This is a genomic window from Streptosporangium sp. NPDC002544 (assembly GCF_040295965.1).
Classification (GTDB): Bacteria; Actinomycetota; Actinomycetes; order Streptosporangiales; family Streptosporangiaceae; genus Streptosporangium.
This window is the reverse complement of sequence record NZ_JBEOWJ010000029.1, coordinates 110,655-124,684: the sequence shown is the minus strand read 5'-3', so window position 1 is coordinate 124,684 and position 14,030 is coordinate 110,655. Positions and strand designations below refer to the sequence as shown.

Here is a 14,030-nt window from a genome sequence, read left to right as displayed (position 1 = left end):
ACATGGACTTCTAAGCCGGGTCACCCAGAAGATCCACAGCCGAGGTCGGGTAGGACCGCGCAGTACTGCGCGGTCCTACCCGACCTGGACCAGGCGTGGTACGGCGAACTCGCCCATCTGATCCACCAACCCGGCGGCCTGGATCCGGCCGGAGCCCGCCGCCGCAACACGGCCGTCCTCGCCTCCCGCGGCCTTCGCTCTCGCCTGCGAACCGCGGGCCTCCGGCGTCGCGTCGCCCTCGTCGTCCACGAGCACAAGCGGCTCGGGCGTGGCGCTGGGACCGCGTTCGGGAGAAGACCCCCTTTTCGACCGCGTCCCGCTCATCTTCTGACCGGGTACGTCTGTCTGTTACGCTCTCGGGCATGATCACGCGCTTGAGCAGTTGGCGGCCCGCCTGTTAGGCGGCCCCTGCTCCTGCGCGAACCCACCGGCCGCCTCGATGAGGCGGCCGTCGTCATGTCGGGACAACAGCGGTCTCATCGCGGCAGCCCGCACAGATGAGGACCACCCATGACCGCGCCCCTGCCGCCCGCCGGCCCGTCCCGCATACCCGGCTCCGTCACCCCCTCGTGGCCCACGATCCTCGCCACCCTGCTCGACCGCCGACCCCTGACCGCCTCGGACACGGCCTGGGCGATGGAACAGGTGGTACGAGGTGCGGCGACCTCCGCCCAGATCTCCGGCTTCCTGACCGCACTGCGGGCAAAGGGTGAGACCGCGGCCGAGGTCGGCGGGCTCGTGAGTGCCCTTCAGGACCATGCGACGAAGGTCACGATCCCGGGAACGACCGTCGACATCGTTGGCACCGGCGGCGACCGTACCGGCGCGGTGAACATCTCCACCATGGCCGCCATCGTCGCGGCCTCGACCGGGGTGACCGTGGTCAAGCACGGCGGCCGGGCCGCGTCCTCGTCCACCGGTGGGGCCGCCGACCTGATCGAACACCTCGGCGTGTCCTTGGACTCGACCCCGGAGCAGGCCGCACGGGAAGCCGCCGAAGCGGGCATCACCTTCCTGTTCGCCCCGAACTTCAACCCCGCCCTGCGCCGTGTCGCCGCGGTACGCCGGGAGCTGGCCGTGCCGACCGCGTTCAACATCCTGGGACCGTTGGTCAATCCGGCCGACCCCCGGCACCAGGTCGTCGGCGTGGCGGATCCGCGAATGACGCCGGTGGTGGCTGAACTCCTGGCCGCACGCGGATTGTCCGCTCTGGTCGTTCGGGGGCACGACGGACTCGACAAACTCACCACTGTGACCACATCACAGGTCTGGGTGGTGTGCGACGGCGACGTCACCGAGACCTTGCTCGACCCTCGCGACCTCGGTGTGCCGCGTGCCGAACCCTCGGCGCTGCGCGGCGGCGACGCGGCCGGCAACGCCCGCGTCCTGCGGGCTCTACTCGGCGGAGAACGCGGACCGATCCGCGACGTCGTCCTCCTCAACGCCGCGGCCGCCCTGGTGACGGTCACCCCTTCTACGGCCCCCCTCGCCGACCGGCTCGCCGTGGGGATGGCACGCTGCGCCGAGGCCGTCGACAACGGAGCGGCCGAGGCGACACTGGGCCGATGGATCTCCGCCCATCACACCGATCGGCCTTCGCGGACCTGACCTGACCCGGCCGCCGGGCCGGTCATCAGGGAAGGGACCTGTTCGGTGTCATGGACAAGCGGCTCGACCCGGGGTTTCCGGTCAGCATGTCACTCGCGCTCTGCCGAGGCAGCCGCGTCGGCAGAGCCGGGCGGCTCACACCGGTCAGCCTGAAGGCCGGGCCGCCCGTGCTGCCATGACTCTTTCTAGTGATCAGCCGGGGCCGGGACGAGGCCGTCGGCGACCAGACCGGCGAGGACCGCCTCGCCCAGGGCGTGCACCGCGGACTGCGGACGGACCATCACGGTGAACTCCTTGATCCGCTCCTCGTGGTCGAGATGCAACAGGTCGATGCCGTGAATCTGCCTGCCGTTCACGGTGGCCCGGAAGAGCAGGACCACCGACGGGGCCTCAGTACCGTCGGCGCAGGTCTCGGCGGTGCCGTCGAAGTGTCCGATGTAGCGGAAGTCCTCGAAGGTACGCATGAGGACCCCGAAGAGCCCCAACACCATCGGCCTGCCCTCGAAGGGACTGAACTTCACCGGACTGTAGAGCCGGACGTCCTCGGTGAACAGGTCGTCCAGAGCGGTGAGGTCGCGGCTGTCGACAGCGGCGCGGAAGCGGTCCGCGGTGGCCATGGCTTCTCCCAGATAGTCATGAATGTGATTAGTCAGTTTCTTTACTACCATGGGCGTGAGTTCCGTGGACAGAGGTGGAAAAGAGGTGGTCCGATGGCTTTGCGTCACGCCGTGCTGGCGGCGCTTCTCGACGAGGAGCTGAGCGGATACCAGTTGGCCAAGGCGTTTGACCTGGGGGTGGCGAACTTCTGGCACGCGCTGCCACAGCAGCTGTACGCCGAGCTGACCAGGCTGGAGAAGGAAGAGCTGATCACCGGCCGTGAGGTGGTCCAGGAAACCCGGCCCAACAAGCGTCTGTTCCGGGTCACCGACGCCGGACTGGCCGAGCTGGAACAGTTCGCGGCGAGCACCCCCAAGCCCTCCTTCATCCGTGACGACCTGCTCGTCAAGGTCCAGGCCGCCGGCCACGTCGACACCGAGATACTGATCGCGCAGCTCACCGAACGGGCCACCTTCGCCGAGGCCAAGATCGCGCTGTTCGACGTACTGTTGCGGAAGATACGCGGCGACCGCAGCGAGGAGGACTTCCTGCGCCACGGCGAGCGGATCGGGCCCTATCTGACCTGCCTGCGCGGCCTGGACTTCGAACGGGGCAACCGGGACTGGTGCGAACGCGCCGTGGCGATCCTGCGGGAGAGGCGGGCGGCCCATGCCGAGCGATGACCACCTGCGCTTCGTCGCCCTGGGCGACAGCCAGACCGAGGGGCTCGGCGACGGCGACGACACCGTGGGCCTGCGGGGGTGGGCCGACCGGCTCGCCGAGCGGCTCGCGCTGCACGACCCCGGCGTCCAGTACGCCAACCTGGCCGTACGCGGCCGCCTCGCCGCGCAGGTTCACCAGGAACAGCTCGCACCCGCCCTCGCGCTACGCCCCGACCTGGCCACCGTCGTCGCCGGGGTCAACGACCTGCTACGGCCCCGATTCAACGCTGACGAGGTCGCCGGCCACCTGGAGGCGATGTTCGCGGCGCTCACCGCCCAAGGTGCCCGTGTCGCGACCCTCACCTTCCCCGACGTCGCACGGATCACCCCACTCGCCCGCCCGATCAGCTCCCGCGTCACCGCCCTGAACCACCGCATCCGGCAGGCGGCACACCGGCACCGCGTCGTCGTCGCCGAGACCTCCCACCATCCGGTGGTCACCGACCCCCGGCTGTGGTGCCCGGACCGGCTCCACGCCAGCCCGCTCGGCCACGAACGGATCGCCGCCGCCGTCGCCCATGCCCTCGACCTGCCCGGTAGTGACGACTCCTGGACCCGGCCGCTGGCCGACCCGCGAGCGGCCGTCCCCGCCGGCTGGCGCACCGCGGCAGGCGAACTACGATGGGCCGCCTCCTTCCTCGGCCCCTGGCTCGGCAGGCGCATGCGCGGCCGCTCCTCCGGCGACGGCCGCACGGCCAAACGCCCGAATCTCCTTCCCTTGCGCGCTGCTTTCGCAAGTGGCGAGACGAAGGAGAACGGCAGGTGAATCGTCACCCATGACCGCCGCATGTGAACCCGCTTCACCGGCACCCATCTGGAGCCGAACGCCGGCCACATCGCACGGCTCCAGGAGGCCGCGCCCACAGCCTGCTGAAATCCCGCGGCTCACCCGCATGGCGAGGCGTAGGAGTTGTCCGGAAGGTACTGGCTCCATTCCTTCCTGGTGATGGGTGTGCCGGAGGCCGCGCAGATCCTCTTCTCGGCCAGTGTGACGTCGGTGCTCCAGAACTGGGCGGTCATGTCCGCCGAGGTGGTGGCAAGGGTGCCGGTCCTGGGATGGAACAGTACGCTGGACACCTTTCCCCAGTGGCCGGACAGGACCGCCCAGAGCCGCGGATCCGTCACGTCGTCCACCTTCCAGAGGCGCACCGTCTGGTCGGCGGAGGCGGTCGCCAGCATCCGGTCGTCGGGGCTGAACGCCACCGACTTCACCGCCGCCGAGTGGCCGCGCACCTCGGAGAGCTGCCGTGGTTTGGAAGGGGTGGACACATCCCATACGCGTGCGGTTCCGTCGTTGGACGCCGTGGCCATGCGGGTGCCGTCGGAGTTGAAGGTCACGGAGTTGACGTCGACGGAGTGAGCGGTGATCTTCGAGAGCATCGAGAGGTGACCTGGGTCCGAGGCGTTCCATATCGTCACGGTCCTGTCGGCGGACGCGGTGGCCAGGTATCTCCCGTCTGGACTGAAGGTGATGTCCCAGGCGGCGTCGCCGTGTACACGCCTGTCGAACAGCAGTTTCGGCTTGGCCGGCGTGGACAGGTCCCACAGCTGGACGGAACCGCACCCGCACGCCATGGCCAGCAGTTTCCCGTCCGGGGCGAACGCCACCGCGTCGGCCCTGCCGGCATTGCTCCTGAGCGTGGACAGGAGCCGGGGTTTCGCGGGATTCGCGATGTCCCACAGGCGCCCCAGCCCACAGCCGCATGCCGTGGCCAGCAGTTTCGCGTCGCGGCTCAGCGCGACCCCCTCGATGGTGTTGTTCTCTTCCTGGAGGCTGGCCAGGAGTGTCGCCTTTGAGAAGTTTGAGATGTCCCATAGGCGAGCGGTGCGGTCGACGGACCCGGTGACGGCGAACCTTCCGTCGGCACTGAGCGCCAGGCTCGTGACGGCGTCGGTGTGCCCCCTGAGTGTGGGCAGGGATGTGATGATCCCGGGGCCGTCTATGTTCCACAGGCGGGTTGCGCCGTCCGAGGAGGCCGTCGCCAGGGTATGTCCGTCCGGGCTGAAAGCCACCTGCTGAACCTCCGCGAGGTGACTGCCCAGTGCCAGGAGGAACAAGGGTTTCTTCGGGTCGGCCACGTTCCACAGGTAGGCGAGGTTGTCAGCCGAGGCTGCGGCGACCATGAACCCGTTCGGGCTGAACTTGACTCCGTAGAGGCGCTCCTTCGCGGGATAGGAATTGCTCAACCTCGCCGGCCGAGCTGGTCGTGACACGTCCCACAGGGACATGCCCCAGTCTTCTGAGGCGCTGGCCAGGGTTTTCCCTTCAGGACTGAAGGAGACGGCGCTCACCGCGTTGACGTGCCCCTTCAGCGTGGAGACGTGCTTGGGCCGCCTGCCGTCCGAGATGTTCCACAGCCGGATGGTGGTGTCGTTGGAGGCCGTGGCCAGCATCCGCCCGTCTGTGCTGAAGGCGACTTCCCGCACTCCGGCCCGGTGGCCTTTCAACGTGGAGAGGAGCCCGGGTCGCCCCGGGTCCGAGACATTCCAGAGCTTCGCCGTCCCGTCCTCCGAGGCGGTGGCCATCGTCCCGACGGCACTGAGAGCGATGCCGGTGACCGTTTCCCGATGTCCGGCCACAACAGCCGTCATCTTCGGTCTCCCGGGAACGGTGACGTCCCAGAGCCGGGCCACGCCACCGCTGGAGGCCGTGGCGAGCAGGTGGCCGTCCCGGCTGAACGCGACCCCGGTCACGGGGCGGGAATCCACCTTCAGTTCCGCCAGCTTCCCCGGCCTGCTCCGGTCGGAGATGTCCCATATCTCGACCGCACCGTCCGCGTAGGCCACGGCGACGCTTCCCCCCTGAGGGGCGAACGTGACATCGTACGCCTGGGCGTGATCGGCGACGATCCTGGTCGGCATGGCCCGCGAGAGGGTCGACAGCAGCGCTCCCCGCGATTCGGGGGTCACGCTGACCCGGTACGCGGCGAGATTCAACTGGGCGCCCAGCGTCCTGTCCGTGAGCCGGTTGCCGATGTCGGCGGTCCGTTGCGAGGTCACGTCGTCGCGTTGTTCCTGGACGGTCCCGCGCTGCAGGAAGGCGGTCCCTCCCGCCCCCATGGCGACCAGCAGGAGCAGGGTGAGCGCCGCGATCACCTGGCGGGTGATCCGCGTGCGGCGGCGACCCAGCCGGGTGCTCGCGTCCAGGAAGGCGGTCTCCAGCGGTTGGAGATCGCCCTGCTCCAGCTCGGCCGTGATCGTCCGCGCCGCGACCAGGCGGGTGTCGGTGTAGAGGTAAGAGGGGTCGCGGCCGTGCCGGTCCCAGGCGGCGGAGTCCTCCGCCAGCTGCTGCTGGATCATGAGGTTCGACCGGTTGGCGCCGATCCACGCCCCCAGCTGGGGCCAGGCGCGGATGAGGGCCTCATGGGCGATCTGGACGGTGTTCTCGTCGACGGTGACCAGGCGCGCGGCGATGAACTCGTCCAGCGCTCGCCGGGCGGGCGGATGACCGGCCGAGGCGGGCGGTGGGAGCAGGTCAGGCAGCGCGACGACCCGGCGGGTGTCCTCGGCCCCCTCCTGAACATGCACCAACCTCAGCAGGATCCGCCGTGCCGTTCTGGCGCCGTCGTCGTCGAGCCGTGAGAGGGCCTCGTCCGCGCTGGCGGCGATGGCACGGTCGATGCCGCCCGTGGCGTGGTACCCGGCCAGGGTCAGTATCTGCCCCTCCCGGTGCTGCCAGGTGGCGAGCAGCGCGTGCGAGAGCAGGGGCAGGGAGGCCCCCGCGCTCGCGGCCATGACGCTGCTGGTCGCGCCGAGCTCGCGCAGCAGGAGATTCACCAGGCCGTCCTGCAGAGCCAGGCCGGAGAGCATCGCCGGCCTCTCGATCGCCTCACGCAGTTGGGCGGCGGTCATCGGCCCGACGACGATGGGCTGTTCCAGGGCCGCGACCAGCCGGGGGTACCGGCTGCAGTGGCCGTAGAAGTCGGCGCGCACGCCGATGACGACGGTGGCCGCGGGCTCTTCCCCCTGCTCCCCGCGGCAGGCCGCGCAGATCGCCTCGACGAAGGCCCGCCGCGCGCTCTCGTCGGCGCAGGCGGTGAACACCTCCTCGAACTGGTCGACGATCACCACCGGCCTGCCGGACACGCGAGGCACTTCTCGCAGGACGGCGCTCAGCGCATCCGGATTCTTCGCGATCTCGGTGGACGGAACACTGGACGGCTCCGCCGGGAACCTCGACATGCGTTCGGCCAGTCTGCCCAGAGGGTCGTCACCGGGGGTGATCAGCAGATGCGGGCGGCCGGCCTGCCGGAGGGCCGGGATCAGCCCCGCCCCCAGCAGCGACGACTTCCCCGAGCCCGAGGACCCCACCACCGCGAGCGGGACACCACCGGCGGGGCCCTCCATCACCCGGGCCCGCAGCACCTCGGTGAGCTCGTCACGGCCGAAGAAAAGGTGGGCGTCCTGCGGGCCGAACGCGGCCAGTCCCTGGTAGGGGCTGAAGCCATCCGGGCCGCCTGCCTCGGACGGCAGGTCGGGGGGAACAGGAGCCCGGTAGGCGGGGTTGGGGGCCAGCGGAAGGGTATCGGTGTGGTCGGTGGCCTGGCGGCGTGGCCGTGGCAGTCCCTCCCCGGCCAGGGAACGATCCAAGGAGCGGTAGAGCGCGTCAAGGGTGAACTCGCGCGGACCTCGGGGATCTCCCTCGGTGAGCAGCCGGATCAGCTCGCCGGTGAAGGCGGTGTGCGGCTGCCCCGGACGGGCCCAGGCGCTTTCCTGCCCGCTCGCCGAGGCGAGCAGGTAGGTGCCGTGCCGCCAGGTGGTCCCAAACACCTCGTCGGTCGCCGCCGCCACCGGCCCGGACGCCCTGCCGGAGAAACAGCAGTCCAGGCCGATGACGATGAGACGGGCCCGGCAGCGGGACAGGACCTCTCGCACCGTCGGGAACGGCAGTGCCTGGTAGGCCGCCACGCCCCGGCTCAGATCGACGGTGGCCCGCGTGGCCAGATGCAGTTCCCGGTTCGGGCCGATCAGACCGTGCCCCACGTAGTAGAGGAAGAGCACGTCGGTGGCCGACTCGGCCGCCGACACCAGGGCGGCGCCGATCGCGTTCGGGGTCTGGGGGTCCATGACCCTGGTCAGGTTCAGCGGGTCGAGTCCCGCCCGTTCCACCAGGCAGTCGGCGAGCGCCGCGACCGTCGTCGTGACCGACGGGACCGGCTGGAGGATCGAGTCGGGAGAGTGCGTGGAGGATCCGACCAGCAGGGCCCGGGAGCCGGGGCCGGTGAGCATGCCCGGCATCCTAGGCACCTTTCTCGTCAGGCATCTGGCCCTCGACGGCTCGGACGACCTCCGACACCAGCGCCTGGGTGCCCGCCGCGTCGAGGGCCTTCACCCGTTCCGCGAGCACGTCGACTCTGGACTCCCCGTCCTTGGTGACGATCGTGATCGTCACCTTGCCCGTCCGGTATCGCAGCCAGGCGACCACCAGGGTGGCCAGCACCATCACCGCTCCACCCGGTTCGAGCGCGATCCGCAGCGCCTCGGTCAAAGGCCCGAGGGTGCCCGGGACCGGCGGGGCCTCAAGGGAGCGAACCCGGCCCGCGAACTCGGGTTCCTCAACCAGCCATTCGTACAGATCGTTCGCGGCGTCTACCGAATCCGGTTCGGAAACGGAAATCTCAATATCCATGGGCTGCTCGTCTCGCGCTTATCCGATGAACGCACTGGAAATACCGGCTGCGGACCGCTTTGAATGTGAGGCACCTGGAACTCCAGGCTGGAGCTTATCTCTGGCACGACCTTCGGGCCTCCTCGGCTTCACGGCGCGGCCAAGGAGGTTTTGTTTGTATCCGAGGATGCCGCCACAGGCTCGTTTTGTAAACGGATTGCGTTCGGTGCGCATGCCCTTTCGTGACACCACCGCCGGAACCGCCGGGCGACCGGGTTCGGGCGGAGGACGACGGACACCTCGACGCCAAAGGAGGGGGGCTCCGGACCTCTTGCTCCGCACAGGTCACCGATCTTTCCGCGGGAGCCCCGGCAAAGGTACGGGCGAGCAACCGCGTCCTTCCCATCACGAAACGGTGGAAAGCCGGGACGGCCTTGACCATCGCGTTTTGTGCCGGGCGAAACGAGGTCGGCGACGCCCGCTGTTGAAATCGTTCCGGTGGAAGTTCGATTGATTCGGAAAGAGCTGTCTTCCTCGGCGGATCGCGGCGGCGCGCACTCCTGAGACGTATTTCCAGGCCAGCAGGCCCGGCCGGGCACGACGGCGCTTTTTCTTCCGCTCTCCCATCCCATGAGGCGGCCCGCCCGTACGGCGGATCACGGTGAGCAGGTTATTCGTTTTATGCTGAATATTGAAATCATGTCCGCCGTTTCCCCGAGAAACACGAGCCGCTACCGTCCCACGAGTCCAGCTTGCCGAGTCGCGAGGGAGCTTCGAGGTGGCGGAGATGTTTGCCCAGCGTAAGGCGGGTATGCCCCCCTGTCACAACGCGCGAAGGGAACAGCGGATGGAACGGGACAACGCCAACGACAGGCAAAAACTGGGCACCGATCGTGCGCACCAGCCAGGCTCACCCGAAGGGTTGAGCGCGCAGGAGATGGACAGCCGAAGCGACCTGGCCACCTGGATCAGCGGCACGCACGCGTTTCCGGCCGATCGCGAGACTTTACTGGAGCGGGCGCGCGCCCAGTCGGCACCCGACGAGGTGCTCTCGGCCATCCGGTCGCTGCCCGATCGCACCTACGAGAACATGGAAGGCGTCGCCCAAGAACTCGGCCTCGGCGGGGAGCAGCACGACTGACCGCACCGCTCACGGCCGTTCGGACGACTCATAGCTTTCCCCTGGACGTGACCCGAGCCCAGGCGGCAAGCCCAAGCTCAAAGATCAGGATTCCGACGGGAGCACTGGGACGACCTGACACGATAGGGCGCATGTCTGAGCTTCGAACCGGTCAGCGGAGCGTGTGGACCGATGACGACAGCCCGCTCCCCCCCTGACTCCTGGGGGCGTACAGGTTCGGCGAGCGGCGCTCTGCCGTGGGGTTCACGCTCGTCATCGTGCTGCTGGTGGTGGGCCGATTCACGTTGGCGCCGTATCTGACGGCGCCCGCGCTGCAGACCTGGTCCACGATCTTCGTGGCGATCTGTGTGCAGGCGCTGCCGTTTCTGGTCTTCGGGGTGGCGCTGTCGGCGGCGATCACCGCGTTCGTCCCGGCGTCGTTCTGGACCAGGGCGCTGCCCGGCAACCCGGCCGTGGCCGTGCCGGTCGCCGGGGTGGCGGGGGCGGTGCTGCCGGGGTGTGAGTGCGCGTCCGTCCCGGTCGCCTCGGGACTCATGGCCCGGTGGGTGACCCCGGCCGCCGCGCCGGCGTTCCTGCTCGCCTCTCCCGCGATCAACCCGATCGTGCTGGTCGCGAAGCCTGGTCGGCGTCCTCGCTCGCGGCCGATGGACCGTCAGGCCGGGTCAGGCGGCGCCGGTTCGCGCCACGGTTCCGGCGTCGTGCGAGAACCGCTGCCGTGAACAGCCGACCGGGCCCTGCGATCCCGAAGCCACGGCGCGGGAGAAGGCGAGCGCATCGGTCCGCGACCGTCCTCGTCGCGTTCCTCCCGCGGGTGACGCGGCTGTTCGAGCGCGGCTGAACACCCGGCCGTCGCGGCGACGCGGCTTCGGGCTCGGAAATCCATTTGTCGTCGGCGCCGCCTCCTTGGGAGGATCCTGTCTTCATGAGCCACCCCGTCGTCTCCGAGGTCCCGATCGGTCCCGTGCCCGTCCCCGACGTCGTCGTGGCGCTCGCCGGCGGCGACACCGTCACCCCGGTGTGGCGCAACGAACTCGGCGGCCTGACCTTCCGCCTCGAAGACGGGCGTGACGGCGTCAGATACGTCAAATGGGTCGCCGCCGGCACCCCGGAGATCGATCTCCCCGGCGAGGCGGAGCGCCTGGCCTGGGCGCGGCGCTGGGTGACCGTCCCGCGGGTCATCGAACACGGCACGGACACCGACGGCACGTGGCTGGTCACGGCGGCGATCCCCGGCCGCTCGGCGGTGGATCCCCGGTGGATCGCCGACCCACCGGCCGCGGCGGCCGCGATCGGCCGAGGGCTGCGCCTGCTCCACGACGCCCTGCCCGTGGAGCAGTGCCCGTTCGACTGGGCCATCGATCGACGGCTCGCCCGCGCCGACGAGCGCATCACCGGCGGGGAGGGACCGGCCGACTGGTTCCCCGAGCACCGGCACCTGGAACTCGCCGAAGCCCGGGCGCGAATCGGCGATCCGCCCGCGATCGACCGCCTCGTCGTCTGCCACGGGGACGCGTGCGCCCCCAACACCCTGTTGCACGACGACGGCATGTTCGCCGCGCACGTCGACCTGGGCTCGCTCGGGGTGGCCGACCGGTGGGCGGACCTCGCGGTGGCCGCGTGGAGCACGGAGTGGAACCACGGCCCGGGGTACGACGGCATCATGTACGACGCGTACGGGATCGACCCAGACCCGGAACGCATCGCCTACTACCGCCTGCTCTGGGACATGGCGTGACCGGTCACACCCGATCGGCAGATCCCCCCGGGGCCACGTACACCTCACCTGCCCAGGCATGGGCGGGCGAAGCGACGGTGGCCACCGGGACGATCGCGGCGATCACCGGTCCGAAGGCATCGGCTCCACCGCGCGAGACCTGAGCAGGAACCCGGCTCCTGCCGCGGTGAAGAACATCAGCACACCATACGTGGCGGCCGGGACGGCCATCTGGGAGCTGTTCAACAGGGAGAGCGCCACCGCGATCGACAAGGTGGCGTTGTGGATCCCGATCTCCATGCAGGAGGCGACGGCCTGGCCGCGCTCCACCCCGGCCAGGCGCGGCGCCCAGTAGCCGACGGTCAGGCTGATCACGCTGAACACCAGCGTGATCAGGCCCACCGACTGGATGTAGCCGCTGAGGTTGTCGAGCTCCTGGAGCAGGGCGCCGGCGATCACCAGCGCCAGGATGACCGCTGAGGCGATCTTCACGGGCGTGTTCATCCGTTCGGCGAAGCTCCGTGCCATGGCGCGGACCGCCATGCCGATGGCGACCGGAACCAGCACGACCGCCATCACCTGCAGGCTCTTGTCGAACTGCAGGCCGAGCGTGCCCGAGCCGACCTCGAAGTAGGACAGTGACAGGTTGGTCACCAGTGGCAGCGTCACGACCGCCAGCACCGAGTTGATCGCGGTCAGCGTCACGTTGAGCGCGACATCACCGCCGAACAGATGACTGTAGAGGTTGGCCGTCGTGCCGCCGGGCGAGGCGGCCAGCAGCATCATGCCGACGGCGAGCGCCGGCGGCAGGTCGAAGACGACCACCAGACCGAAGCAGATCGCGGGCAGCACCAGGATCTGGCAGCCGAGCGCCACGACGGTGGCCTTCGGATAGACGACGACACGGCGGAAGTCGGAGATCGTCAGGCTCAGCCCGAGGCCGAACATGATGATCGCCAACGCGATGGGCAGGAGGGTTCCGGCAAGGGCCATGGGGGGTGCTCCTTATCAGCGATCTGTCGCTGGGGCGGCGTAGTGCCATAGCTGAGGTACCACCCACACGATCATCGTCACGGTCATGGCGGTGAGCAACCCATCGGCACGGATCGTCACCTTCGGCCGTACACCGCCGCCGCGGTCCCATGCGGCAGGTCGGCGACCGCGGGCCCCGATCAGGACAACGGTGAGTGATCCCTGGACCGGCTCCGCGCCCAGGGCTACGACTGTCGCCGTCCCTGTGCCGCTCACCTGCCTGTGGACCTCGATCCCCACGCCGGCCCCACCGCCGGGCGTTGGGGGTGCGGGCCGGACGAGCAACTGCATGAGACGTCGGGCGTTACGGCAACGCTCTCCAGAAATTCCTCAAACTTCCCTATTGCTCCCTATAGACACTCGAAACCATGCCCGACGGCCGCAACGGCCCGCTCACCCGAAAGGTCGACGATGCCTGACGTGATACAGCAGCGGTCCGGGATGCCGGTGCTGATCTGCGGCCCGGCCGGGCCCCGGTTGGCCACCATGCAGGACGCGCTGGACCTGATCGGCGCGGCCTTCCTCGGCGCCGACCTCAGCCGGGTCGGTGAGCAGGAGATCAGGACCTGCACGACCGCTCCCGCATCAGGGGTCGAGGAGGGGGCGCGCACCTCGCCCGGCGAGCCTGTCACCGGGATTGACCAGCAGGCACTGGTCGAAGGACAGGCAACCGCAGCCGATGCACTCGGTGAACCGATCGCGCATGCGCTCCAGCTTCTCGATGCGGCCGTTGATGGCCTCGCTCCAGCACTCCGACGCCTTCAGCCACAGCTCCCGGGTAGGCGAGACGTCGTGCGGCAGGTACTCCAGGACGCCTTCGATCACCAACAGGGGGATGCCGACGCTTTGCGAGGCGCGGATGAACGCCAGCCTGCGCAGCGTGCTGCGGTGGTAGCGACGCTGGTTGCCGGTGGTACGGCGGCTGGCGATGAGGCCCTTGCGCTCGTAGAAGCGCAAGGCGGAGGCGGGCACGCCGCTGCGCTCGGACAACTCTCCGATGGTCAACTCCGTGACGATCACTTCGGAATCCGACATACGGCCAATCTAGCTTGACCTAAACCTTGGTTTAACAATGAACCTGGTCCGCGAGGCGCCGGAAGGACGCCGCATATCCCTTGTGACCAATGGAGGAACTGTTGACGGGACCGCCCTATTTCGTTTGAACGCCCAGACGGCTCTCCCTACGGTGACGGTCTACCCGTGCTCTGGTCGGAGTCGAGGCGCCGGGCCGACGGATCCGTTCAGTCAACGGCATGGCAATGCCGTCGCCCAGCCGAGCAGGAACGCGGCGTGCCCCAGGATGGCGGCACCGAGCAGCTGGTCGTCAGCGGCCCCGGCCGCTTGCAGAGCCTCGACAAACTTGGCGCCGGCCTCGACCGGCTGCCGCACGTCGAAGAACTCGATGCGGTCCACCAGCAAGAGGGACTCGGCCAGGACCGCCGCAAGAGTACGGCGGGGCGCCCCGCCCATCTCGCTCAGGAGCTGCCTCCCGAATCGAGTGTGTTCCGTCGCTGTGGCACGGATCAGGGGCGGCTGGACACGCCAGTGCGGCTCACTGACCGCCATCGCCGCCTGACATTAAATTACTTGACCGCAACCAACGAGCCA

General features: G+C 69.2%; 13 protein-coding genes. 6 read left to right on the top strand and 7 right to left on the bottom strand.

Features of this window, described 5'->3' with window-relative positions:
- Positions 1 to 75: 75 nt before the first annotated feature.
- Positions 76 to 249, bottom strand: a complete 174-nt coding sequence (locus ABT061_RS34925; RefSeq protein ID WP_350926122.1) for a hypothetical protein — start codon at positions 247 to 249, stop codon at positions 76 to 78.
- 261 nt (positions 250 to 510) lie between these two features.
- Here ABT061_RS34925 and trpD point away from each other — a divergent pair, with 261 nt between their 5' ends.
- Positions 511 to 1,608, top strand: a complete 1,098-nt coding sequence (gene trpD / locus ABT061_RS34920; RefSeq protein WP_350926120.1) for an anthranilate phosphoribosyltransferase — start codon at positions 511 to 513, stop codon at positions 1,606 to 1,608.
- A gap of 185 nt (positions 1,609 to 1,793) precedes the next feature.
- On the opposite strand, the gene ABT061_RS34915 is transcribed toward trpD, so the two are convergent.
- The gene (locus ABT061_RS34915; RefSeq protein WP_350926118.1) at positions 1,794 to 2,225 is read right to left on the bottom strand and encodes a nuclear transport factor 2 family protein; all 432 of its coding nucleotides are present in this window, start codon (positions 2,223 to 2,225) and stop codon (positions 1,794 to 1,796) included.
- A 93-nt stretch (positions 2,226 to 2,318) separates the two neighbouring features.
- Here ABT061_RS34915 and ABT061_RS34910 point away from each other — a divergent pair, with 93 nt between their 5' ends.
- Together ABT061_RS34910 and ABT061_RS34905 are read left to right on the top strand one after the other, a co-directional pair.
- Positions 2,319 to 2,888, top strand: a complete 570-nt coding sequence (locus ABT061_RS34910) for a PadR family transcriptional regulator (protein WP_350926116.1) — start codon at positions 2,319 to 2,321, stop codon at positions 2,886 to 2,888.
- On the top strand, positions 2,875 to 3,693 hold the full coding sequence (locus ABT061_RS34905) for an SGNH/GDSL hydrolase family protein (protein ID WP_350926114.1): 819 nt from the start codon (positions 2,875 to 2,877) through the stop codon (positions 3,691 to 3,693). The genes ABT061_RS34910 and ABT061_RS34905 overlap by 14 nt, the downstream gene beginning before the upstream one ends.
- Positions 3,694 to 3,812: 119 nt before the next feature.
- Here the strand turns inward: ABT061_RS34905 and ABT061_RS34900 are convergent, their stop codons facing one another.
- Both ABT061_RS34900 and ABT061_RS34895 read right to left on the bottom strand, forming a co-directional pair.
- Positions 3,813 to 8,165 carry a caspase, EACC1-associated type gene (locus ABT061_RS34900; protein ID WP_350926112.1) on the bottom strand — a complete coding sequence of 1,451 codons (4,353 nt, stop codon included), beginning with the start codon at positions 8,163 to 8,165 and terminating at the stop codon, positions 3,813 to 3,815.
- A 1-nt stretch (position 8,166) separates the two neighbouring features.
- Positions 8,167 to 8,556 (bottom strand): effector-associated constant component EACC1, encoded by a 390-nt coding sequence (locus tag ABT061_RS34895; protein ID WP_350926110.1) that lies wholly within the window; start codon positions 8,554 to 8,556, stop codon positions 8,167 to 8,169.
- 826 nt (positions 8,557 to 9,382) lie between these two features.
- On the opposite strand from ABT061_RS34895, the gene ABT061_RS34890 reads away from it, so the two are divergent.
- The 3 genes from ABT061_RS34890 to ABT061_RS34880 all read left to right on the top strand — a co-directional run bounded on the left by ABT061_RS34890 (position 9,383) and on the right by ABT061_RS34880 (position 11,411).
- Positions 9,383 to 9,676, top strand: coding sequence for a DUF2795 domain-containing protein (locus tag ABT061_RS34890; protein ID WP_350926108.1), 294 nt, complete (start codon positions 9,383 to 9,385; stop codon positions 9,674 to 9,676).
- A 236-nt stretch (positions 9,677 to 9,912) separates the two neighbouring features.
- Positions 9,913 to 10,395: a permease gene (locus ABT061_RS34885; RefSeq protein WP_502991549.1), complete on the top strand. Its 483-nt coding sequence runs from the start codon at positions 9,913 to 9,915 to the stop codon at positions 10,393 to 10,395.
- Positions 10,396 to 10,598: 203 nt separating this feature from the next.
- Positions 10,599 to 11,411, top strand: a complete 813-nt coding sequence (locus tag ABT061_RS34880; protein WP_350926106.1) for an aminoglycoside 3'-phosphotransferase — start codon at positions 10,599 to 10,601, stop codon at positions 11,409 to 11,411.
- A 102-nt stretch (positions 11,412 to 11,513) separates the two neighbouring features.
- On the opposite strand, the gene ABT061_RS34875 is transcribed toward ABT061_RS34880, so the two are convergent.
- The 3 genes from ABT061_RS34875 to ABT061_RS34865 all read right to left on the bottom strand — a co-directional run bounded on the left by ABT061_RS34875 (position 11,514) and on the right by ABT061_RS34865 (position 13,835).
- A complete protein-coding gene (locus ABT061_RS34875; RefSeq protein WP_350926104.1) occupies positions 11,514 to 12,383 on the bottom strand; it encodes a bile acid:sodium symporter family protein in 870 nt (289 codons plus the stop codon).
- Between the two features lie 624 nt (positions 12,384 to 13,007).
- Positions 13,008 to 13,457, bottom strand: coding sequence for a redox-sensitive transcriptional activator SoxR (soxR, locus tag ABT061_RS34870; protein WP_350926102.1), 450 nt, complete (start codon positions 13,455 to 13,457; stop codon positions 13,008 to 13,010).
- Positions 13,458 to 13,667: 210 nt separating this feature from the next.
- A complete protein-coding gene (locus ABT061_RS34865) occupies positions 13,668 to 13,835 on the bottom strand; it encodes a hypothetical protein (RefSeq protein ID WP_350926100.1) in 168 nt (55 codons plus the stop codon).
- Between the last annotated feature and the right edge of the window lie 195 nt (positions 13,836 to 14,030).

Excerpts from the sequence above, each read along its gene's own strand:
- trpD (WP_350926120.1), top strand. The coding sequence starts at position 511 with ATGACCGCGCCCCTGCCGCCCGCCGGCCCGTCCCGCATACCCGGCTCC.
- ABT061_RS34915 (WP_350926118.1), bottom strand. The coding sequence starts at position 2,225 with ATGGCCACCGCGGACCGCTTCCGCGCCGCTGTCGACAGCCGCGACCTC.
- ABT061_RS34910 (WP_350926116.1), top strand. The coding sequence starts at position 2,319 with ATGGCTTTGCGTCACGCCGTGCTGGCGGCGCTTCTCGACGAGGAGCTG.
- ABT061_RS34905 (WP_350926114.1), top strand. The coding sequence starts at position 2,875 with ATGCCGAGCGATGACCACCTGCGCTTCGTCGCCCTGGGCGACAGCCAG.
- ABT061_RS34900 (WP_350926112.1), bottom strand. The coding sequence starts at position 8,165 with ATGCCGGGCATGCTCACCGGCCCCGGCTCCCGGGCCCTGCTGGTCGGA.
- ABT061_RS34895 (WP_350926110.1), bottom strand. The coding sequence starts at position 8,556 with ATGGATATTGAGATTTCCGTTTCCGAACCGGATTCGGTAGACGCCGCG.
- ABT061_RS34890 (WP_350926108.1), top strand. The coding sequence starts at position 9,383 with ATGGAACGGGACAACGCCAACGACAGGCAAAAACTGGGCACCGATCGT.
- ABT061_RS34880 (WP_350926106.1), top strand. The coding sequence starts at position 10,599 with ATGAGCCACCCCGTCGTCTCCGAGGTCCCGATCGGTCCCGTGCCCGTC.
- ABT061_RS34875 (WP_350926104.1), bottom strand. The coding sequence starts at position 12,383 with ATGGCCCTTGCCGGAACCCTCCTGCCCATCGCGTTGGCGATCATCATG.
- soxR (WP_350926102.1), bottom strand. The coding sequence starts at position 13,457 with ATGTCGGATTCCGAAGTGATCGTCACGGAGTTGACCATCGGAGAGTTG.